At 67.7% G+C, this 20597-nt stretch carries 22 protein-coding genes; 9 read left to right on the top strand and 13 right to left on the bottom strand.

Going from position 1 to position 20597, the window contains the following annotated elements; all coding sequences use genetic code 11:
• Nucleotides 1-27 precede the first annotated feature (27 nt).
• The 3 genes from QM470_RS17825 (at nucleotide 28) to QM470_RS17815 (ending at nucleotide 3613) form a co-directional block, all read left to right on the top strand.
• A complete protein-coding gene (locus tag QM470_RS17825; protein ID WP_283340198.1) occupies nucleotides 28-1731 on the top strand; it encodes a long-chain-fatty-acid--CoA ligase in 1704 nt (567 codons plus the stop codon).
• Nucleotides 1732-1847: 116 nt separating this feature from the next.
• A complete protein-coding gene (locus QM470_RS17820; RefSeq protein ID WP_283340197.1) occupies nucleotides 1848-2714 on the top strand; it encodes an aspartate dehydrogenase in 867 nt (288 codons plus the stop codon).
• A gap of 149 nt (nucleotides 2715-2863) precedes the next feature.
• Nucleotides 2864-3613: a 5'-methylthioadenosine/adenosylhomocysteine nucleosidase gene (locus QM470_RS17815; protein WP_283340196.1), complete on the top strand. Its 750-nt coding sequence runs from the start codon at nucleotides 2864-2866 to the stop codon at nucleotides 3611-3613.
• An 88-nt stretch (nucleotides 3614-3701) separates the two neighbouring features.
• Here QM470_RS17815 and corA read toward each other — a convergent pair whose 3' ends face one another.
• The 4 genes from corA to tsaB all read right to left on the bottom strand — a co-directional run bounded on the left by corA (nucleotide 3702) and on the right by tsaB (nucleotide 6920).
• Complete coding sequence (gene corA / locus QM470_RS17810) at nucleotides 3702-4688, bottom strand: magnesium/cobalt transporter CorA (protein WP_280013614.1); 987 nt, start codon at nucleotides 4686-4688, stop codon at nucleotides 3702-3704.
• Nucleotides 4689-4886: 198 nt separating this feature from the next.
• Nucleotides 4887-5756: a uracil-DNA glycosylase family protein gene (locus QM470_RS17805; protein ID WP_283340195.1), complete on the bottom strand. Its 870-nt coding sequence runs from the start codon at nucleotides 5754-5756 to the stop codon at nucleotides 4887-4889.
• Nucleotides 5740-6219, bottom strand: coding sequence for a ribosomal protein S18-alanine N-acetyltransferase (gene rimI, locus QM470_RS17800; protein WP_283340194.1), 480 nt, complete (start codon nucleotides 6217-6219; stop codon nucleotides 5740-5742). Before rimI ends, QM470_RS17805 begins: the two co-directional genes overlap by 17 nt.
• The gene (gene tsaB, locus QM470_RS17795; protein WP_283340193.1) at nucleotides 6216-6920 is read right to left on the bottom strand and encodes a tRNA (adenosine(37)-N6)-threonylcarbamoyltransferase complex dimerization subunit type 1 TsaB; all 705 of its coding nucleotides are present in this window, start codon (nucleotides 6918-6920) and stop codon (nucleotides 6216-6218) included. Before tsaB ends, rimI begins: the two co-directional genes overlap by 4 nt.
• 205 nt (nucleotides 6921-7125) lie before the next feature.
• On the opposite strand from tsaB, the gene dacB reads away from it, so the two are divergent.
• Nucleotides 7126-8607: a D-alanyl-D-alanine carboxypeptidase/D-alanyl-D-alanine endopeptidase gene (dacB, locus tag QM470_RS17790; RefSeq protein ID WP_502846858.1), complete on the top strand. Its 1482-nt coding sequence runs from the start codon at nucleotides 7126-7128 to the stop codon at nucleotides 8605-8607.
• A 64-nt stretch (nucleotides 8608-8671) separates the two neighbouring features.
• Here dacB and QM470_RS17785 read toward each other — a convergent pair whose 3' ends face one another.
• Genes QM470_RS17785 through purE form a run of 3 tightly spaced genes read right to left on the bottom strand, consistent with a single transcriptional unit; the run spans nucleotide 8672 to nucleotide 11343 of the window.
• The gene (locus QM470_RS17785; RefSeq protein ID WP_280013737.1) at nucleotides 8672-9670 is read right to left on the bottom strand and encodes an L-threonylcarbamoyladenylate synthase; all 999 of its coding nucleotides are present in this window, start codon (nucleotides 9668-9670) and stop codon (nucleotides 8672-8674) included.
• Between the two features lie 9 nt (nucleotides 9671-9679).
• Nucleotides 9680-10852, bottom strand: coding sequence for a 5-(carboxyamino)imidazole ribonucleotide synthase (locus QM470_RS17780; RefSeq protein ID WP_283340191.1), 1173 nt, complete (start codon nucleotides 10850-10852; stop codon nucleotides 9680-9682).
• Nucleotides 10849-11343 carry a 5-(carboxyamino)imidazole ribonucleotide mutase gene (gene purE, locus QM470_RS17775; RefSeq protein ID WP_066537955.1) on the bottom strand — a complete coding sequence of 165 codons (495 nt, stop codon included), beginning with the start codon at nucleotides 11341-11343 and terminating at the stop codon, nucleotides 10849-10851. Before purE ends, QM470_RS17780 begins: the two co-directional genes overlap by 4 nt.
• A gap of 481 nt (nucleotides 11344-11824) precedes the next feature.
• On the opposite strand from purE, the gene trxA reads away from it, so the two are divergent.
• Nucleotides 11825-12781, top strand: a complete 957-nt coding sequence (gene trxA, locus QM470_RS17770; RefSeq protein ID WP_066537950.1) for a thioredoxin — start codon at nucleotides 11825-11827, stop codon at nucleotides 12779-12781.
• 76 nt (nucleotides 12782-12857) lie between these two features.
• Here the strand turns inward: trxA and QM470_RS17765 are convergent, their stop codons facing one another.
• From QM470_RS17765 to QM470_RS17745, 5 genes are all read right to left on the bottom strand, one after another.
• Nucleotides 12858-13883, bottom strand: coding sequence for a tripartite tricarboxylate transporter substrate binding protein (locus QM470_RS17765; RefSeq protein ID WP_283340190.1), 1026 nt, complete (start codon nucleotides 13881-13883; stop codon nucleotides 12858-12860).
• A 15-nt stretch (nucleotides 13884-13898) separates the two neighbouring features.
• Nucleotides 13899-14384, bottom strand: coding sequence for a hypothetical protein (locus tag QM470_RS17760; protein WP_218333191.1), 486 nt, complete (start codon nucleotides 14382-14384; stop codon nucleotides 13899-13901).
• A gap of 242 nt (nucleotides 14385-14626) precedes the next feature.
• Nucleotides 14627-14989 (bottom strand): ribbon-helix-helix domain-containing protein, encoded by a 363-nt coding sequence (locus QM470_RS17755; RefSeq protein ID WP_066537937.1) that lies wholly within the window; start codon nucleotides 14987-14989, stop codon nucleotides 14627-14629.
• Between the two features lie 173 nt (nucleotides 14990-15162).
• Nucleotides 15163-15744, bottom strand: a complete 582-nt coding sequence (locus QM470_RS17750) for a DJ-1/PfpI family protein (RefSeq protein WP_280058270.1) — start codon at nucleotides 15742-15744, stop codon at nucleotides 15163-15165.
• A 267-nt stretch (nucleotides 15745-16011) separates the two neighbouring features.
• The gene (locus QM470_RS17745; RefSeq protein ID WP_272970503.1) at nucleotides 16012-16935 is read right to left on the bottom strand and encodes a phosphoribosylaminoimidazolesuccinocarboxamide synthase; all 924 of its coding nucleotides are present in this window, start codon (nucleotides 16933-16935) and stop codon (nucleotides 16012-16014) included.
• 401 nt (nucleotides 16936-17336) lie between these two features.
• Here QM470_RS17745 and hpf point away from each other — a divergent pair, with 401 nt between their 5' ends.
• The 3 genes from hpf (at nucleotide 17337) to hprK (ending at nucleotide 19221) form a co-directional block, all read left to right on the top strand.
• A complete protein-coding gene (hpf, locus tag QM470_RS17740; RefSeq protein ID WP_280013726.1) occupies nucleotides 17337-17684 on the top strand; it encodes a ribosome hibernation-promoting factor, HPF/YfiA family in 348 nt (115 codons plus the stop codon).
• Between the two features lie 102 nt (nucleotides 17685-17786).
• Nucleotides 17787-18263: a PTS sugar transporter subunit IIA gene (locus QM470_RS17735; RefSeq protein ID WP_066537931.1), complete on the top strand. Its 477-nt coding sequence runs from the start codon at nucleotides 17787-17789 to the stop codon at nucleotides 18261-18263.
• Nucleotides 18264-18267: 4 nt separating this feature from the next.
• A complete protein-coding gene (gene hprK / locus QM470_RS17730; RefSeq protein WP_066537922.1) occupies nucleotides 18268-19221 on the top strand; it encodes an HPr(Ser) kinase/phosphatase in 954 nt (317 codons plus the stop codon).
• 98 nt (nucleotides 19222-19319) lie between these two features.
• On the opposite strand, the gene fur is transcribed toward hprK, so the two are convergent.
• Nucleotides 19320-19748, bottom strand: coding sequence for a ferric iron uptake transcriptional regulator (gene fur / locus QM470_RS17725; RefSeq protein WP_066537912.1), 429 nt, complete (start codon nucleotides 19746-19748; stop codon nucleotides 19320-19322).
• 150 nt (nucleotides 19749-19898) lie between these two features.
• Between fur and QM470_RS17720 the strand changes: the two genes are divergently transcribed.
• Nucleotides 19899-20456: an outer membrane protein assembly factor BamE gene (locus tag QM470_RS17720; RefSeq protein ID WP_283340189.1), complete on the top strand. Its 558-nt coding sequence runs from the start codon at nucleotides 19899-19901 to the stop codon at nucleotides 20454-20456.
• Nucleotides 20457-20597 lie beyond the last annotated feature (141 nt).

Raw genomic sequence — 20597 nt, 5'->3', positions numbered from 1 at the left:
GAACAATACAGAGTGGAGACCCCGGGCATGACGACAGAGCGTCCATGGCTGGCAGCCTATCCCGAAGGCGTGCCAACAGATATCGACCCTTCGCGCTACACCTCGCTGGTGGCGCTGATGGAACAGGCCTTCAAGGCCTATGCCGATCGCACGGCCTACACCTACATGGGCAAGAACATTCCGTTCGGCCATGTGGACCGGCAAAGCCAGGCGTTTGCCGCCTACCTGCAGTCGCTGGGCCTGGAAAAGGGCGATCGCGTGGCCATCATGATGCCCAATGTGCCGCAGTACCCGGTGGCCGTGGCCGCCATTCTGCGCGCCGGCTATGTGGTGGTGAACGTCAACCCGCTCTACACCGCCCGCGAGCTGGAGCACCAGCTCAAGGACTCCGGGGCCAAGGCCATCGTCATCATCGAAAACTTCGCCCACACGCTGCAGCAGTGCATCGCCCAGACGCCGGTGCAGCATGTGGTGCTGTGCAGCATGGGCGATGAGCTGGGCCTCAAGGGCCTGCTGGTCAACTATGTGGTGCGCAAGGTCAAGAAGCTGGTGCCCCCGTTCCAGCTGCCCGGCGCCGTGGGCTACAAGACCGCCGTGGCCCAGGGCCGCAGCCGCCGCTTTGTGCCGGTGGCCGTGGGGTCCGAGGACATTGCCGTGCTGCAGTACACCGGCGGCACCACCGGCGTCAGCAAGGGGGCGGTGCTGCTGCATCGCAACATCATCGCCAACACGCTGCAGTGCGAAGCCTGGTTCAACCCGGTGCTGCAGGACATCCGCAAGACGGGCGAGCAGGTCACCAGCATCTGCGCGCTGCCGCTCTACCATATCTTCGCGTTCACGGTGAACATGATGCTGGCCATGCACACCGGCGGGCGCAACATCCTGATCGCAAATCCGCGCGACCTGAAAGCGGTGTTCAAGGACCTGCAGGGCGAGGTCTTCCACAACTTCCCGGCGGTGAACACCTTGTTCAACGGGCTGGCCCACCACCCGGACTTCAACAGCGTGGACTGGAGCCACCTGAAGGTCTCGGTCGGCGGCGGCATGGCCGTGCAGGGTGCCGTGGCCAAGCTGTGGCTCGAAAAGACCGGCTGCCCCATCGTCGAAGGCTATGGCCTGTCGGAAACCAGCCCTGTGGTCAGCTGCAACCCGGTCACGGCCAAGGAGTTCACCGGCAGCATCGGGGTGCCCAAGCCCAGCACCTACGTGAAGCTGGTGGACGAAGGCGGACAGACCATCACCGAGCTGGGCAAGACCGGTGAAATCGCCGTCAAGGGCCCGCAGGTCATGGCCGGCTACTGGCAGCGTCCGGACGAAACCGCCAAGGTCACCACGGCCGATGGCTATTTCCTGACCGGCGACATCGGCGTGATGGACGCCCGCGGCTACTTCAAGATCGTGGACCGCAAGAAGGACATGGTGCTGGTCAGCGGCTTCAACGTCTACCCCAACGAGGTGGAGGATGTGGTGGCCACCTGCCCCGGCGTGCTGGAGTGCGCGGTGGTGGGCGTGCCCGATGCCAGCTCCGGCGAAGCCGTGAAGCTGGTGGTGGTGCGCAAGGACGACAGCCTGACCGAAGCCCGGCTGCGCGAGTTCTGCAAGGAAAACCTGACCGGCTACAAGCGCCCCAAGGTGATCGAGTTCCGCACCGAACTGCCCAAGACCCCGGTGGGCAAGATCCTGCGCCGCGAGCTGCGCGACAGCACGCCGGCGGCTGCCGTCGCGGCCTGAGACGGCGCCACCTGCCCGCGCCACGCGGGCGGCCCTTTCACCGAGGGAGCGTTCGCGCTCCCTTTTTTCATGGCCGGGGCGGCCGAACGCTGCCGCATCGCGTACGCTTGGGCGCCATGCAGACCTCCACGCCCCTTGCTGCTGCGGCATCCCGGCAGCCTCTCCCTCCGTCTTCCCTGCGCATCGCCCTGGTGGGCTGCGGCGCCATCGGCAGCGAAGTGCTGCAGCGCCTGCCGCAGCTGTCCGGCCTGCAGGGCCTGCAGGTGGACTGGGTGCTGGCCCGCCAGCCGCGTCCCGAGGTGGTGGACTGGCTGGCGCAGCATGCACCCGGCGCCCAGCTGCTGCACGTGCTGCCGGAGGATGCCCGGCCCGATCTGCTGGTGGAGTGTGCCGGCCACAGTGCCATTGCCACCCATGTGCTGCCGGCGCTGCGGCGTGGCATTCCCTGTCTGGTGGTGTCGGTCGGCGCGCTGGCGGCGCCCGGTCTGGTGGAAGAGCTGGCCGATGCGGCCCGGCAGGGGGGCACACGCGTGCAGCTGCTGCCCGGGGCCATCGGTGCCATCGACGCACTGGCCGCGGCCCGCGAAGGCGGGCTGGCGCAGGTGACCTACACCGGCACCAAACCGGCGGCAGCCTGGAAGGGCACGCCGGCCGAAGCCGCATGCGATCTGGCGGCGCTGACGGCATCGTTCTGTTTCTTCCAGGGCAGCGCGCGCGAAGCTGCGCAGCAGTACCCGCGCAATGCCAATGTGGCCGCCACCGTGGCCTTGGCCGGCCTGGGGCTGGACGCCACCGAGGTTCGGCTGGTGGCCGATCCGCAGGGCAGCGAGAACCGGCACCAGATTGCCGCCCAGGGGGCGTTCGGGCGGCTGTCGCTGGAGCTGGCTGGCCAGCCGCTGGCGGCCAATCCCAAGACCTCGGCGCTGACGGTGTTCAGCGTGCTGCGGGCCTTGCGCAACGCCGTGGCACCACTGGCGATCTGAAACCCGCCGCCCGGCAGCCGCGCTCCCCCTGGGCGAGAATGGCGGGTTGTGCTGCGCCGGGGTTCTGCTGGTGCGCCGCGCCCGAAACTCCGACGGCGCCTGCGTCCCTGCTGCGCAGGCGCCGCCGATTTGACCTGTGAAGAACTGCCATGGCCCTTGCCATCCTCAGCGCCCTGCCCGAAGAACAATATGGTCTGCAGCACCTGCTGACGGAGGCCCGGACCGTGCGCCGCGCCGGACGGGATTTCACCCTGGGCCGGTTGCACGGCCGCAGCGTGGTGCTGGGGCTGACCGGCATCGGCAAGGTGGCGGCGGCCACCACCGCCACGGCGGTGATGGAAGGCTTTGGCGCCCAGCAGCTGCTGTTCACCGGCGTGGCTGGAGGGGTGGGGGCGGGCGTGCAGGTGGGCGATGTGGTGGTGGCCCAGCAGTTTCTGCAGCATGACATGGACGTGCGCCCGCTGTTCCCCCGCTGGCAGGTGCCCGGCTATGCGGCCCCCACGCTGGCCTGTGATGCCGTGTTGAGCGCCGGTTTGCTGGTGGCTGCACAGGCCTGTGTGGCGCAGGCGTCAACGTGGAACGAACCCCTGCTGGCTGGCAGCGTGCCGCGCGCCCATGCGGGGCTGGTGGCCAGCGGTGACCAGTTCATTGTCTCGGCAGCGGTCTCCGGCCAGATCACGGCCGATCTGCAGGCCGCCGGCCATGCCCCCCTGGCGGTGGAAATGGAAGGTGCGGCCATTGCCCAGGTCTGCGCCGACTATGGTGTGCCGTTTGCCGCCGTGCGCACCATCTCCGACCGTGCGGACGACAGCGCCCATGTGGACTTCCCCGCCTTTGTGCAGGCCGTGGCCAGCCGCTACGCGCTGCAGATCGTGCAGCACTGGGTACAGCAGGGGTGAGGCGCCGTGCGCCGCGGGAGCGGTGCCGGTGAGCTGATGACACGCTGGGCCGTGCCGCCGCCAGGCGCCACAGATGGCGCCCGGGGCTTTACTTGAGCCAGCCGCGCTTGCGGAAGTACAGCATGGGTCCGACGGCGCTGAGGATCATCAGCCCCACCACATAGCCATAGCCGAACTCCCACTCCAGCTCGGGCATGAACTTGAAGTTCATGCCGTAGACGCTGGCAATCAGCGTGGGAGGCAGCAGGGCCACGCTGGCCACCGAGAAGATCTTGATGATCTTGTTCTGGTTGATGTTCAGGAAACCGACCGTGGCGTCCATCAGGAAGTTGATCTTGTCGAACAGGAAGGCGGTGTGGCTGTCCAGCGATTCAATGTCCCGCAGGATCTGGCGCGCGTCTTCGAATTGCTCGGCATTGAGCATCTTGGAGCGCATCATGAAGCTCACCGCACGGCGCGTGTCCAGCATGTTGCGGCGGATGCGACCGTTCAGGTCTTCCTGGCGGGCAATGTCGGACAGCACGCCCTGGGCGTGGTCGTCGGTCATATTGCCTTCCAGCACCTGGGCGCTGACCTGCTTGAGATCGTCGTAAATGCCTTCCAGCGTGTCGGCGGAGTATTCGGCGTCGGCGTCGAAGAGCTTGAGCAGCACTTCCTTGGCCTCTTCGATCAGCCCCGGCGCACGGCGGGCGCGCAGGCGCAGCAGGCGGAAGACGGGAATGTCTTCCTCGTGGATGGAAAACAGCACGCCGCAGCTGTTGAGCTCGGTGTTGTGCTGGTTCAGGATGAAGGCCACGCGCACGCTGCGCGGGTCGTCTTCGTCGTCCACCAGAAAGTCGCTGCGGATGTGCAGCTCGCCGTTGTCTTCTTCGTAGAAGCGGGCGGATTCTTCGATGTCTTCGTCGGTGGCGTCTTCGGGGATCGACAGGCCGTAGTGCTGCTTGACCCAGCGCTTTTCATCGACCGTGGGCGACTCCAGGTCCACCCAGATCGGCTGGAACTGCTTGAGTTCTTCCAGCGATTCGATTTCGACTTGAACCAGCCGTCCATTGGACAGCGTAAAGATGTTGAGCATGACGGCTCACTCCCATGGCTTGTTCTTGCAGTGTGCGGTGCGGGGTGCGCTTCCGGCTCCACGGCACTGGCCAGGGAGGCGGAAGCTACCAACTCGGGTAGGTTTCCACGGAGATATCTCCTCAATGTGACAAGCCGGCGATTATGCCTCTGGCACCGCTTTTGTGCAGTGCAACGGGCATCGCCGGATGGGAGGTTTTCAGTGCGCGGGCGGTTGCAGCGCGTGGGCGCGGCACAGGTCGGCCCAGGCGCCGGGTTTGGCGTGCGGGGCGCGCAGCAGGTAGGCGGGGTCGTAGCTGACCACGGCGGGGATGCCGTGCAGCTGGTGCAGCTCGGCACGCAGCGGGCCCAGGGCTTCGCTGCGCTGCAGCACGGCGCGTGCCGCATGCAGGCCCAGCACCAGCACGCGCGCCGGGCGGTGGGCGGCGAGGGCGGCCTGCAGCGCGGGGGCCAGCGGCTCCAGCCCGGGGTGGCCGGTGGCGCTGTCGGGTGCCTGGCGCGTCAGGGGGGCGATGCGCACCTGGGGGTGCTGCTGCAGGCGCAGTGCGCGCAGCATGTTGTTCAGCAGTGCACCGGCATCGCCGGCCCAGGGGTCGGCCGGATCGGCACATTCGACCAGCACCAGCCAGCCGGCGTCGGGCGCATCGGGGCCGGCCGATTCGGCATAGGCATGCACCAGCGGAGCCATGAACCAGGGTGCGCTGGCCGCCGCCGGGGCGCGGTAGACCGGCGTGGCATGGGCGGGCGCTGCATCGGCTGCAGCAGCCTGCGGCGCAGGGGGGGGCGCATCCGCTGCGGGCGGGACCGCTGCGGCGTGCTCGGGCTGTGGATCGGGCGCAGTGGCCGTTGCAGCTGCCGGTGCCGTGGCGATGACTGCGGTGGGCGGCTGCGGAGCTGCCACCGCCGCAGGGGCTGCTGGCGTCGCTACGGCAGCCGGGGGGGCAGAGGCTTCGGCTGGGGCTGCTGCTGCAACCGCAGGCACGGCGGCCGGCGGCGCACTGGGGCCCCAGAAGGTGATGCCCATGTCTTGCAACATGGCGCGCTGGCGGGCGTCAAGGTTCAGGGCCATAGAGGGGCATGCTCATGATGATGGCGGTCTCGCGCTCGCCGTGGTGCACGGGATAGTAACGCTTGCGCTCGCCCACCTGGCGGTAGCCATGGCGTTCGTAGATGGCGCGGGCGCGGGTGTTGCTGGCGCGCACCTCCAGCCACAGCCATTTGGCGCTCTGCAGGCGGGACCAGTGGTCCAGCGTCTCCAGCAGCAGCCGGGCGCAGCCCTGGCCCTGGGCGTCGTGGGCGACGGCGATGTTCAGCAGATGCACCTCGTCGAGCACCTGCATGGCCACGTAGTAGCCCAGCAGCCGATCGCCCTGCACCAGCATCTGGGCCTGGTAGCCCGAGGCCAGGGCGTCGCGGAAGTTGCCTGGCGTCCAGGGGTGGGTGTAGGCCGCTGCCTCCACGGCCACGACGCGGTCCAGCCATTCCGGCTGGAGCGGGATCAGCAGCGGTGCGGGAGACAGCGTGGAGCTCATGCAGCAGGCGCGGAGGGCTGGGCGGCGGCCAGCTTTTCGGCTTCGCGTTCGGCCGTGGTTTTGGCCACTTTATCGCGGATATAGCGCGGCAGCGCATCGATGGCATCCACCAGCCCGCCGTCGGCCATGCACTGGGGGGCCAGGCGCAGCAGGGCGGCGGCCGTGGGCAGGGCGTGCAGATGGGGGGCGCCGGGTGCCAGCTGTTCGGGGTAGGCGGCGTGGGCATTGCCCACCACGGGCAGGCCCGCAGGCACGGACAGCGCCTCGGGCGCGCACAGGCCCAGTTCCTGGGTTTCGTGCCAGCGGCCGTCGGCGTAGTGGTAGCCGGCGTGGTAGACCTCGTGCATGCGCGCGTCCAGCACGGCCAGCAGGTCGGTGCAGCCGTGCTGCAGGCGTGCCTCTTCGGCCATGGCCAGCAGGGTGTCGATGGGCAGCAGCCGCAGCCCGGCCCCCAGGGCCAGGCCCTGGGCGATGGCGCAGGAGGTGCGCAGGCCGGTGAACGAGCCCGGACCGCGGCCGAAGGCAATGGCGTCCAGCTCGTCATAGCGCAGGCCCAGGGCCTGCATGCCTTGCTGGACGGCGGGAATCAGCGTGGACGACGACTGTGCGCCCCCCGCACCCTGGTGCTGCCAGAGGCGCTCGCCATGCTGGATGGCGATGGACAGCTGGTCCGTGCTGGTATCAAAGGCAAGCAGTTTCATGGCAGGGCGACTTTCGAGGGGGCGGTCTGCCACACAACAAACAAGGGCAGTGCCGCCAGGGCAACCATGGATTATCGGGCGCGCGCGCTTTCCCAGGGGCAGGCATGGCCTTGGCGCCTGCCGTCCCCGGTGCTGCCCGGGTCGGTGCGCAGGCACTAGACTGCGGGCCATGCGAATTTCTGACCCTGGGCGCGGTGTCCGCGCCATGTGGCGGCTGACCGCCGCCGGTGCGCTGGCCGTCCTGCCGGGACTGGCCGTGGCGCAGGTGGCGGCGCCTGCCTCCCCGGTGGCCGCACCGCCGGCCACTTCTGCCCGTGCCATGGCCCTGCCGGCCGTGGTCGACGCGGCGCTGCAGCGCGCCAAGATCCCGCGCGAGGCGGTGTCCTTCTATGTGGCCGAAGCCGAAGGCCGCAGCAGCCCGCGCCTGGCCTGGCGCGAGCGCGAAGCCATGAACCCGGCGTCCGTGATGAAGCTGGTCACCACCTATGCGGCACTGGACCTGCTGGGGCCGGCCTATGTCTGGCGCACCCCGGTGTATCTGGACGGCAGCATCAGCAACGGCAGCCTGCAGGGCCATCTCTATCTGCAGGGCCGGGGCGACCCCAAGCTGGTGATGGAGCGGCTGTGGCTGCTGCTGCGCCGCCTGCAGGGCATGGGGGTGAAAACGATTGCGGGGGACATCGTTCTGGACCGCAGCGCCTTTGCCCTGCCGACCCACGATGCGGCCGCCTTCGACGGCGAACCGTTCCGGCCCTATAACGTGGCGCCCGATGCGCTGCTGTTGAACTACAAATCCGCCGTGATGACGCTGGTGCCCGATGCACGGGCCGGTGTGGCCCGCGTGCAGTGGGAGCCTCCGCTGGCGGGCGTGCAGCAGCAGGCCACGGTGCCGCTGGCGCCGGCGGGGACCGACTGCGGGGATTGGCGTAGTGCGTTGCAAGGCGACTGGGCCGATCCGGCGCGCATGGGCTTTGCGGGCCAGTACCCGGCCAGCTGCGGCGACAAGGTGTGGTCCATTGCTCCGGCCGATCCGCAGCAGTTTGCGGCCCGGGCGGTGGAAGGCATGTGGCGCGAGCTAGGCGGCAAGCTCGGCGGCGTGGTGCGCGAAGGCCGTGTGCCCGCCGGTCTCAGCCCGGCCTTCGTGGCCGAATCGCCTGCGCTGGGCGAGGTGGTGCGCGACATCAACAAATACAGCAACAACGTGATGACCCAGCAGGTGTTCCTGACGCTGGGGCTGGAGCAGGCCGGCGTGGGCAGCATGCAGACCGCTAACGAGGCCGTGGCCCGCTGGTGGAGCAGCCGCTGGGGCGTGGCCGAGCGGCCGGTGGTGGACAACGGGGCCGGCCTGAGCCGGGAGGCGCGCATCAGCGCCCACGCGCTGGGCCGCATGCTGCAGAGTGCCTGGCTGTCGCCGGTGATGCCGGAGTTCGTGGCGTCGCTGCCCATTGCCGGCGTGGACGGGACACTGCGCCGCAGCAAGGCCCAGGCCTCCGCCCACCTGAAGACCGGTTCGCTGCGCGACAGCAATGCGCTGGCCGGCTATGTGGATGGGGTCAGCGGCAAGCGCTATGTGCTGGTGGCCTTCGTCAACCACGCCAATGCCGGTACCGCCCGCCCGGCGCTGGACGCGCTGGTGGACTGGGTGGCACGGGACAGCGGTGCCGTCACGGCGGCTGCGCCGCGCTGACACCCGAGGCCGAGAGGACGGCTGACACCGGCACCGGGCCGCTCAGGACCCGGGATGCGGTGGATCAGCCGGCTGCGGCCGCGCGCTGCAGCCGGTCGCGCACGCCTTCCCAGTCGGCGCTGTCGGGTGGGGTCTCGATCCAGATGAACTGGGCTCCCAGTGCGTCAAAGTCACGCAGCGTGCCAAACAGCTCCTGGGCAGCGGCCAGCGCCTGCCGGGGCATGGCGTGCAGCGTGACGCCGGGCGCCGGCGAATGCAGCGCGCTGCGGTGGTAGACGCAGAGCTGGCCTGCCTCCGGCCCCAGGGCATCCAGGGCCTGCTGCAGCGCAGCCGCATCCATCAGCCGCACCTTGGCATTGGGCGCGTAATGGGCCAGCAGCGTGCCTGAGGCGCGCGGGGTGTCCGCTGTCAGCTCCTCTTTCGAGAGAGGGCGCTGCCCGCAGGCGCGCTCGATATCGTCGCGTGTGATGGCGCCGGGGCGCAGCAGCACGGGCACGCCGCGCGTGCAGTCCACGATGGTCGACTCGATGCCGACTTCGCAGGCGCCGCCATCAAGCACCAGCAGCGCATCCCCGAATTCGGCGGCGACATGGTCGGCCGTGGTGGGGCTGACGCGGCCGAACTTGTTGGCGCTGGGGGCGGAAACGCCCCAGACCGGCGGGTTCAGTTGCTGGCAGGCCGCCAGCACGGCGTGGGCCACCGGGTGCGACGGGCAGCGCAGGCCCACGCTGTCCTGTCCGCCGGTCGAGGCCTTGGCGGCGCCCGGCAGGCGCGGCAGGATCAGGGTGAGCGGGCCGGGCCAGAACGCGTCGATCAGTTGCTGTGCAAAGACCGGCACTTCCTTGGCATAGCGGGTGATGGCCGCGCTGTCTGCCACATGCACGATCAGCGGATGGTTGGCCGGACGGCCCTTGGCGGTGAAGATCTGGGCCACGGCGGCGTCGTTGTCGCTGTCGGCGGCTAGACCATAGACCGTCTCGGTGGGCAGGCCCAGCAGTTCACCGCGTTGCAGCGCCGCAGCCGCAGCCTGGACCGAGGCGTCCAGCGTTCCATCCAGAATCACGTGTGTTCCTTAAAAAGGCGCAATGCCGAGGATGGCGGCCGCCTGCAGCGCGGTGTCACGCGCCTGGTCGGGCGTGGCCGCGGTGATGTTCAGGTGGCCCATCTTGCGGGCGCGCTTGGCATCGACCTTGCCGTACAGGTGCAGATGGGTGCCGGGCAGTGCCAGCACCCGGTCCCAGGCGGGGGACTGGGCGGTGTCGCCCTGCGTGAACCACAGATCGCCCAGCAGGTTCAGCATCACGGTGGCGCTGTGCTGGCGCGGCTGCACCAGGGGCAGGTTGGTCATGCAGCGTACCTGCAGCTCGAACTGCGACACATCCATGGCGTTCTGGCTGTAGTGGCCGCTGTTGTGCGGGCGCGGGGCGATCTCGTTGACCACGAGCTGGCCGTTGTCCAGCACAAAGAATTCCACACAGAGCACGCCCACGTAGTCGAGACCGATGGCCACCGACTTGGCCGCTGCGATCGCCTGCTCTGCCTGCGCAGCGGGCAGGTTGCCGGCATACACCTCGGTTACGGCCAGAATGCCGTCGCGGTGCAGATTGCGCTGCACCGGCAGGTTGACGATGTCGCCATTGCGGCCGCGCGCGACGATGACCGAGCATTCGTGCGCCAGCGGCAGCATTTTTTCCAGCACGCAGGCCACTTGGCCCAGCTCCTCCCAGCCGGCGGCCAGCTCGGCCCGGGTCTTGACCCGGATCTGGCCCTTGCCGTCGTAGCCCATGCGGGCCGTCTTCAGGATGCCGGGCAGCAGCGCGTCGTTGACGGCTGCCAGCTGGGCGGCCGTTTCGATCACGGCATAGGGGGCGCAGGGCACGCCGCACTTCACGAAGTGGGCTTTTTCGGCCGCGCGGTCCTGGGCAATCGCGACCGAGGCACCGGCCGGCGAGACGGGCAGGCTTTCGGCCAGCCGGTTCAGTGCCGCTGCTGGCACGTTCTCGAATTCGGTGGTCACGGCCGCGCACAGCGTGGCCAGCTCGGCCAGGCCCTGTGCGTCCTCGTAACCGGTGCGCACATGGTGGTGGCTGACCCGGCCGGCAGGGCTGGTGGCATCCGGGTCCAGCACGGCGGTGAAATAGCCCATGGCCTGGGCGGCGTGGGCAAACATGCGGCCCAGCTGGCCGCCGCCCAGCACGCCCAGCGTGGCGCCGGGCAGGATCACGTGCGTGTCGCTGGCGCTCATGCGTTCACCGGCAGGGTCATGTTGCGGGCCGCTTCGGTCTGCTCGGCGCGGAAGGCGTCAAGCTGCTTGCGCAGTGCCGCATCCTCGTTGGCCAGCAGTGCCACGGCAAACAGGGCCGCGTTGGCAGCGCCGGCGTTGCCGATGGCAAAGGTGGCCACGGGCACGCCCTTGGGCATCTGCACGATGGAGTGCAGCGAATCGACACCTTGCAGGTGGCGGCTGGCCACGGGCACACCCAGCACGGGCACCGTGGTCTTGGCGGCAATCATGCCGGGCAGGTGGGCTGCACCGCCGGCACCGGCGATGATGGCCTTGAGGCCGCGGTCGGCAGCGGCTTCGGCGAAGCGGAACATGTCGTCCGGCATGCGGTGGGCCGAGACGACCTGCGCTTCAAACGCGATACCGAATTGCTGGAGGATGGCAACTGCGTGTTGCATGGTGTCCCAGTCGCTGCTGGAACCCATGACCACGCCAACTTGGATGGGGTTCATGTTCTTCGGGGCACTGCCGCCCGGCCTAGTGGAACCCCTGATTTTACGGTTTCGCCATAGCTGTGGCCCTGCACGGGGCATAGCCGGGCGTAGGGACGGTCCCTGCCGGCCGCGTGTGCACCGCCTGGGTCACCGCGTCCGGCACGGGGTGTGGTCACTGGCGCGGAGCACGGTGCTCTGAAAAGCGGAGCTATCGGCGCCCGGTGTGACAAGTGGGGACGGGTGGTGGTGCGCGCAGCGCCCCCTTGAAGAAGGCCGCAACTGCTCCCATGTGTACAGCTGTCATGCAGCAGTGCACGCTCGGGCGGCAGGCCTTCGCAGGCGTGTGCCGCGTTTGCGGAGAGAATCGCTGCATGGTGTGCTGCGCGCTGCGCAGGCGGTGCGCACCGCAGCCGGAGACCCCGTGGCCTGCCCCGCAGGCCGCACCCGTAGAGACACACCGTACGCACGCCGTACCCCGCATTCGGACATTGGGAACCACATGATTGACGTCACCATTGAAAATTTTGAAACCGAGGTGGTTGCCGCCTCCATGCAGACGCCGGTGCTGGTGGATTTCTGGGCCACCTGGTGCGGCCCATGCAAGACGCTGGTGCCCACGCTGGAGAAGCTGGAGGTGGAATACGCCGGCCGCTTCACCTTGGCCAAGGTGGATGTGGACGCCAACCAGCAGATCGCCGGCATGTTCGGCATCCGCAGCGTGCCGACCTGCATCCTGATGATCGGCGGTCGCCCGGTGGACGGTTTCATGGGGGCCCAGACCGAAGGCCAGGTCCGCGATTTCCTGGACAAGCACCTGCCCAGCGAGGGCGAGCTGCAGGCCGAAGCCGAGGTGGACGAGGCCCAGCAGATGCTGGAAGCCGGTGACACGCAGGCCGCGCTGGGCAAGCTGGCCGATGCCCTGGCCGCCGACCCCACCAACGACGATGCCCGCTTTGACTATGTGCGCCTGCTGATCGCCACCGGTGGCTATGAAGAGGCCGCCAGTCTGATGATGGAGCCGCTCAAGCGCATTCCCCAGGTCCTGCGCTTCGAAGCGCTGAACCAGTGGCTGCAGTGCATGGTGTTTGTGCAGCAGGACGAGCGCGGCAACTGGCCGGTGGAGCAGTTCGACGCCGCCATTGCCCAGAACAAGCGTGACTTTGACACCCGCTTTGCCAAGGCCCGCATCCTGGCCGCCGAAGGCCAGTGGACGGCCTCCATGGACGAGCTGCTGGAAATCATCATGCGCGACAAGGACTGGAACGGCCAGGCCGCGCGCAAGCTGTACGTGGGCATTCTGGAGCTGCTGACTCCGCCCAAGCCCAAGAAGCAGGACGCCGTGCCCGGCAAGACCGCCGGCGGCATCGAGCTGGTGGGCAAGGGCGGCGCGGAGCAGGACGAGGCCACGGCCCTGGTCAACAGCTACCGCCGCCGTCTGAGCATGGCGCTGAACTGACGTTTGTGGGCCCTGGCCCTGTGCAAAAGGCCACCTTCTGGTGGCCTTTTTGCTGGGCAGGCGTTCCGCGCAGCGATCACGGGGCGCTGGCGGTCTTGACCGCCGCGCCCAGAAGGGCGGACCAGCGCTGTTGCTCGCGTTGGACCAGCTGGGCAAAGTCCTGCGGGCGCTCGGGTGCCTGGGCCTGCAAGGTGGCGTAGCGCTGCAGCACGGCGGGCTGGGCCTGCACTTCGGCAATCGCCGCCTGCAGCTGGGCGACCAGCGCTGCCGGCGTGCCGGCCGGGGCCATGAAGCCGCTCCACGGCACCACGGTGGCGTCCCCCAGGCCCAGTTCGGCCAGCGTGGGCACCTGGGCCAGCGCCGGCAGGCGGGTTGGGGCACTCACGGCCAGGGCACGCAGCTTGCCGCTCTGGATATGGGGCAGTGCCAGGGTGGCGGTCAGCGGGGCGATGTGGATCTGGCCATTGGCCAGGTCGGTGATGAAAGGGGGCTGGCCCTGGTAGTTGACCTGGGTGATCTGGATGCCGGCGCTGGCGGCCAGACGCTCCAGCCCCAGGTGGTTGGAGCTGCCCTGGCCCGGGTTGGCCACATTGAAGGCGCCGGGTTGCTGGCGGGCCTGGGTGATGAAGTCCTGCAGCGTGCGCCAGGGCGCGCTGGTGGGCACGACCCAGACATTGGGCGTGCTGCCGATGCTGGCCACAGGCACAAAGTCGCTGGTGCGGTAGCGGGTGGTCTTGTCCGTCAGCGGGTTGATGACGGTGAAGGTGGAGCCGATCAGCAGGGTGTAGCCATCGGCGGCTGCCTGGTGCACCGCCTGGGCGCCCAGGTTGCCGTTGGCACCGGGGCGGTTTTCCACGATCACGGGCTGGCCCCAGCGCTGGGCCAGGGCGTCGGTGACGGCGCGGGCCGTGACATCGATCACGCCGCCGGCCGGATAGGGCACTACCACCTTGACGGGGCGGACCGGGTAGGCCGCAGCGGCCTTGGCCTGGGCGGCCTGGGCCGCCAGCGGCAGGCCCAGGCCCGCCGTGGTGAAGGCGGTGCTGGCGGCCAGGGCGCTGTGCAGCCAGCTGCGGCGGGACACGGCAGTGGAAATGGGCATGGCGTGCTCCTTTTTTCAGAAGGCTGCGCCGGGTGTCAGCACGCCTGCATAGCTGGAGCGCGACTGCACGCCCCAGTGGCCATCCTGCAAGGTGACCACGTACAGGGCCTGGAACGATTGCTGGGCACGGTCCTGGGCGTCATAGCGGGTGAATTGCAGCGCAAAGTGCACCTTGGTGGCATCGGCCTGCACGGGACGGATGAAGTCCCAGCGGCTGTAGGCCCAGCCGGTGTCGGCCAGCGGTGTCAGGTCGTTGGCGGCGGCGTAGTCGGCGGCGTTGTGCCAGACGATGACCTGGTCGCCCGCCAGGCGCACGTGGGGGTAGTTCATCACCTGGGCCCAGGCCAGGGCATCGCGGGCGTTGAAAGTGCGCATGAAGTCCTGCAGCACCTGCAGACCGGCCTGCACGGCGGCCTGGGCCGCGGGGGCGTCAATGCCTTGGCCGGCCAGCAGCAGGGGCAGGGTATCGGGGGTGAACAGCGGGGCTTCGCGGGCAGTCATGGGGCGTCTTTCGGCTTGGAATGTCAATGGACGCCACTGTAGAAATCATTTTATATTTCTAAAAATAATGTTTTCTATTTTGCTAATGAGTAAAACATCTGTTTGAGCGTGAGCCAGGCGGTGCCCACCGTGGCGGGTGCCGGGGCGGGCGCAGAAGGGCTTGCGGTGTCCGTACGTGGCGCCAACGCCAGACCGCGTGTGCACCAACGCCCCCATGCCGCGCCGCAGCGGAAGGGAGGCTTTCAGTGGCGCAACGCGGTGCGGCCCGGATGGCGTTCCAGGCCGCTGGGGCCTACGGTCAGCGAGCGGATGGGGATGTGCACATCCTGCGGAATCTCGCCGGACAGCTGCAGCGCCAGGTAGCGGGTGCAGCACACGCGCAGAAACGAGGTGAAGTTGTCCACCGTCCCGCGCTCGGCCACCAGTTCGTCGTACAGCCTGGTGCACAGCTGGGGAACGGTGAAGCCGTCGCGCGTGGCAATGTCGTCCAGTACCTGCCAGAACAGGTTCTCCAGCCGGATGCTGGTGGCCACACCGTGCAACCGGATGGAGCGGGCGCGGTGGGCATAGAGCTGCGGGTCGGCGCTGACAAAGACTTGGCACATGGCAAGGTTCCCGGAAATGCAGGTGGCCGGCCCATCCTAGGGGGCGACAGGGCAAGCGTCCATCCGGGGTTGCGGGGAGGAGGGCCGGGTGCCGGAACGGGCCGGAGCGACACGGCGGCGCCCCGGCGCCGGGCGCGCTGGAGCGGTGAAGGGTAACCGGCCCGGAAATCGCCTCAGTGGCTGATGCGGGTGCCCAGCAGCGCCAGGAACTGCGCCATCCACGCGGGGTGGGCAGGCCAGGCGGGGGCGCTGACCAGATTGCCTTCGGTGTGGGCCTGGTCCACCGCGATGTCGGCGTAGCGGCCACCGGCCAGTTCCACTTCGGCTTTGCAGGCCGGGTAGGCCGAACAGGTGCGGCCCTTGAGCACGCCCGCGCCGGCCAGCAACTGGGCGCCATGGCAGACGGCGGCCACGGGCTTGCCGGCATCAAAAAAGTGGCGCACGGCGGCCAGCACGTCAGCGTGGTTGCGCAGGTATTCGGGACCACGGCCCCCGGGGATGACCAGGGCGTCGTACTGCTCGGCCTTCACATCGGCGAAGCTGGCGTTCAGGGTGAAGTTGTGACCGGGCTTCTCGCTGTAGGTCTGGGCCCCTTCGAAGTCGTGGATGGCGGTCTTGATGTGGTCGCCGGCCTTTTTATCGGGGCAGACGGCATGCACGGTGTGGCCCACCGCCTGCAGCGTCTGGAAGGGGACCATGGTTTCGTAGTCCTCGCAGTAGTCGCCGCAAATCATCAGAATCTTCTTGCCTGCCATGTCTGTCTCCTGTGTGTGGTGGTGCGCCCCTGCTGTGGGGGCTGCGGCCATGGTAGGCAGACGGGCAGGGCGGCGGGTATTAACCGCTTACTACGTGCCAGGGGGGCGGGCGGTGCCTGGAGGGACAGGCAGCCGCCCCACGCAAAACGCCTGGCGCATCCGGGTGCGGGCGTTCAGAGGGGATTTCTCTGGCACCGCACACAGACGCACACCAGGCGTTCTGTGAGGGGGGCTGCGCGCACAGGGGGTGCGCCGCAGGGACGGCGATCAGGCCGTCAGGCGTTCCAGCGCTTCGTGGTACTTGGCAGCAGTCTTGGCGATCACATCCTGGGGCAGGCGGGGGGCGGGAGCGGTCTTGTCCCAGGGCTTGCCGTTGACCTGGGCCTGTTCCAGCCAGTCGCGCACGAACTGCTTGTCGTAGCTGGGGGGGTTGGCGCCGGCGGCCAGGGCGTCGGCATAGCCTTCCACGGGCCAGTAGCGCGAGCTGTCGGGGGTCAGCACCTCGTCCATCAGCACCAGGGTGCCGTCTTCGGTCAGGCCAAATTCGAACTTGGTGTCGGCAATGATCATGCCCTTGGTCAGGGCGATCTCGGCCGCTTCCTTGTAGATGCGGATGGCGGTATCGCGGATTTGCGCTGCCAATGGCTCGCCCACCATCTCGACGGTGCGCTCGTAGGTGATGTTTTCGTCGTGGTCACCCATTTCGGCCTTGGCGGCGGGGGTGTAGATGGGCTCGGGCAGCTTGGCCGAGTTGACCAGACCGGCGGGCAGCTTCACGCCGCAGACCGCTTGCGACTCTTGATACTCTTTCCAGCCGCTGCCGGCCAGGTAGCCACGCACCACGGCTTCGATCAGCACGGGCTTCAGGCGCTTGACCAGCATGGAGCGGCCCTCGACCTGCTTGACTTCATCGGCGGTGACCACGGATTCGGGACGGTCGCCGGTCAGGTGGTTGGGGCAGATATGGCCCAGCTTGTCGAACCAGTACAGCGCCATCTGCGTCAGCAGCACGCCCTTGCCGGGGATGGGTTCGCCCATGATCACGTCGAAAGCCGACAGGCGGTCGGAAGCCACCATCAGGATACGGTCATCGCCCACGGCATAGTTGTCACGGACCTTGCCGCGTGCCAGCAGGGGCAGCGAGCGGATATTGGAGGTGTGCAGGGCGGAAGGGCTGGACTGGGTGGTCATGGGGGTCACTGGGAATAGGGGCGGGCTCGGGACGCTGCCCTGGGAGCAAGGCGGTGCCAGGGCGGAATTCTACGTGCCGACGCCGGGCTGTGCCGGGTGGAAGACCACATCCACACCGGGCGTGTCGGATGCCTTCCTGGGCAGGGTAGGCGGACAGCAGCGCGTGCTGCCGTCTGTCGGGATTTTCATCAAAACGACTTATTGTGCGCCCATTCCGGCGGGCGGTCAGCACCACCCCCATTCCCCAGCGGGATGTGGCGGTATGCCGTTGATTTCCCGGTGCAGATCGCGCACAGTGGGTTCCAAGCGAGACGAATGCGCATTCACCGCCGAACGCCTCCGGCAGGTTTTTCAGCCTGCCGGAAGGCAATCTGGACTTTGAGACCACAGGAGGCTGGTTTATGAACCTGACCATCAGCGGGCACCATCTGGATGTCACCCCCGCACTGCGCAATTACGTCATGGAAAAACTGCAGCGCGTGCTGCGCCACTTTGACCAAGTGATCGACGTGAAGGTCTTGCTTTCGGTACACAACGAGAGCGAAAAGGACAAGCGCCAGCGCGCCGAATGCAATGTGCGCGTCAAAGGCAATGATCTGTATGCCGGCAGTTCCCACTTCGACCTGTATGCGGCCGTGGATGAGCTGATCGACAAGCTGGACCGCAAGGTCGTCAAACACAAGACCCGCCTGCAGGAGCGGCGAGGGGAAGCGGCGAAACGTGACCTCAGTGCGCTTGCAACAGCCTGACACCGACCTTTTCACCACAGAGGAGCCGCCCCGCGCGGCTCTTTTTGCGCGACTGGGGGGCATGTGCCGTGATCGGGCCACCCGGTGCATAATTCTTCCTACATGAACCGTCTAGCCTCCATCCTGCCGTCCGCACAAGTCCTTGTGAGCGTGGACGCCACCAGCAAGAAGCGCGCTTTCGAAGAAGCAGGGCTTTTGTTTGAAAGCCTGCACGGTCTGTCCCGCGCGCTCATCACCGACAGCCTGTTCGCCCGCGAGCGCCTGGGCTCGACCGGTCTGGGCCATGGCGTGGCCATTCCCCATGGCCGCATCAAGGGTCTGAAGTCGCCGATGGCGGCCGTGTTCCAGATGGCGCGCGCCATCGGCTTTGACGCGCCCGACGAGCAACCTGTCAGCCTGCTGATCTTCCTGCTGGTGCCGGAAGCGGCCACGCAGCAGCATCTGGAAATCCTGTCCGAGATCGCCGAGCTGCTCAGCGATTCGGCCCTGCGCCAGCGCCTGGTGGCCTGCACCGACGCCGCAGAGCTGTACGGCCTGATCGCCGACTGGAAGTCGGCCGCCTCTTCCCCCGCCGCCTGAGCCTGTGAAGCCCACCGCCGTCAACGCCGACCGCCTGTTCGAGGCTTTCCGCGAAAGCCTGCGCTGGGAATGGCTGGCAGGCCTGGGTGCCTCCGAGCGCCGTTTCGATGAAATGGCCGTGCGCTCGGCCCGCTCCGGCGCCGATCTGGTCGGCTACCTGAATTACATCCATCCCTACCGCGTGCAGGTGATCGGTGAGCGCGAAGTCGCCTACCTGACCAATGCCACGCCCGAGGACTGTGCCCGCCGCGTGTCGCGCATCGTCACGCTGGAGCCGCCGGTGCTGGTGCTGGCCGATGGCCAGCAGGCCCCGCAGGCACTGATCTCGATGTGCGAGCGCGCACAGATCCCCATGTTCGCCACGCACGAGGCCGCGGCCTTTGTGATCGACGTGCTGCGCGCCTACCTGTCCAAGCACTTTGCCGACCGCACCACCATGCACGGCGTGTTCATGGACATTCTGGGCATGGGCGTGCTGATCACCGGCGAATCCGGCCTGGGCAAGAGCGAGCTGGGGCTGGAACTGGTCACCCGTGGCAACGGGCTGGTGGCCGACGATGCGGTGGACCTGTTCCGCATCAACCAGACCACGATCGAAGGCAAATGCCCCGATCTGCTGCAGAACCTGCTGGAAGTGCGCGGCATCGGCCTGCTCGACATCCGCGCCATCTTTGGCGAGACGGCGGTGCGGCGCAAGATGCGCCTCAAGCTGATCGTGCATCTGGTGCGCAAGGAGACCATGGAGCGCGACTACGAGCGCCTGCCCCAGGAGCCGCTGACCCAGGATGTGCTGGGCGTGCCGGTGCTCAAGGTCATCATTCAGGTGGTGGCCGGCCGCAATATCGCCGTGCTGGTGGAAGCCGCCGTGCGCAACACCATCCTGCAGCTGCGGGGCATCGATACCTACCAGGAGTTTGTGGACCGCCACCGCCGCGCCATGGAGCGCGGCATCGAGTAAGCCGGGCCAGATCCGCAGGGCGCCTCAGCTCTGGGACACAAAAAAAGGCGCTCCGTGGAGCGCCTTTTTGCATCAGCAGGTAAAGATCGCGTCAGACCTCAGCGCTGTGCACCTTTCTTGGAGCAGTCGGCGCACTGGCCGTACAGCGACATGGAATGGTCCTGGATGGACCAGCCCATCTGGTTGGCGATCAGCTGCTGGCGCTTTTCGATTTCGGGGTCATAGAACTCTTCGACCTTGCCGCAGCTGGTGCAGACAAAGTGGTCGTGGTGCTGGCCCTCGTTCAGCTCGTAGACGGCCTTGCCGCTTTCGAAGTTGCTGCGCAGCAGGATGCCGGCCTGTTCGAACTGGGTCAGCACACGGTAGACCGTGGCCAGGCCGATGTCAGAGCGTTCGTCCAGCAGCACGCGGAACACGTCTTCGGCCGTCATGTGGCGCTGCTTGCCGGTTTGGAAGATCTCCAGAATCTTCAGGCGGGGCAGGGTGGCTTTCAGGCCCGTGCTTTTGAGCTCGTCGATATTTTTCATGTCTGGGTCTCTGGTTGGCCTGGCGACCGTGGACGTACGGTGCGCCAGCGGCGGCAGGAATGGCCCTTGCAGCGGGGTGGCGGTGCACCTGGGGCTCCTCCCGGAACCTGCCGCTACAATGGTTCGGATCATATCCCGTAGCCATTACCCATGCATGCCAAAGCCCGCCGTTGTGTTTCTGTGCTCATGACCCTGTCGCTGGGCGGACTGCTTGCCGCCTGCGGCAGCTTCGACAGTGCCTCGCGCAGTGTTGCCAGCGTCATCACCCCCTACAAGGTGGACGTGGTGCAGGGCAACTTCGTTTCCAAGGAGCAGGTCGCTGCCCTGCAGGCCGGCATGAGCCGCCAGCAGGTGCGTGAAATCCTGGGTACGCCGCTGGTGACCAGCGTGTTCCACGCCGACCGCTGGGAATACGTGTTCACGCTCAAGCGCGCCAAGGTCGATCCCCAGACGCGCAAGCTGACCGTGTTCTTCAACGGCGACCAGTTTGACCGCGCCGAAGGCGACGAGATGCCCTCCGAAGACGAATTCGTGGCCTCTCTGGGCAAGAAGATGAACAACATCAAGGTGCCCCAGCTCGAAGCCACCGAGGCCCAGCTGGCCCGCTACCCGGTCAAGAAGACGGCCGACACCGCGGTGGCCGACGCTGCGCCGGCAACGCCCGCCAGCACCACGGCCTACCCGCGCCTGGATGCGCCGGCCCGCTGATGCCCACGGGGCGGCCTCCGCTGTCCCCGGCACTGCCGTGCCATGAATTGAAAAGGGTCGCCGCGCAGCCATGCGCACCAGCGGCCCTTTTGCCATAGGAACCCCCGGCCGTACGCGGCCCCGCCCTGAATCCCGCTGTTT

This window comes from Comamonas sp. 17RB (genome assembly GCF_030056555.1).
GTDB classification, from domain to species: Bacteria; Pseudomonadota; Gammaproteobacteria; order Burkholderiales; family Burkholderiaceae_C; genus Comamonas; species Comamonas terrigena.
Note: the sequence above shows the minus strand (reverse complement) of the source record. Positions and strands in the feature narration are given on the sequence as shown.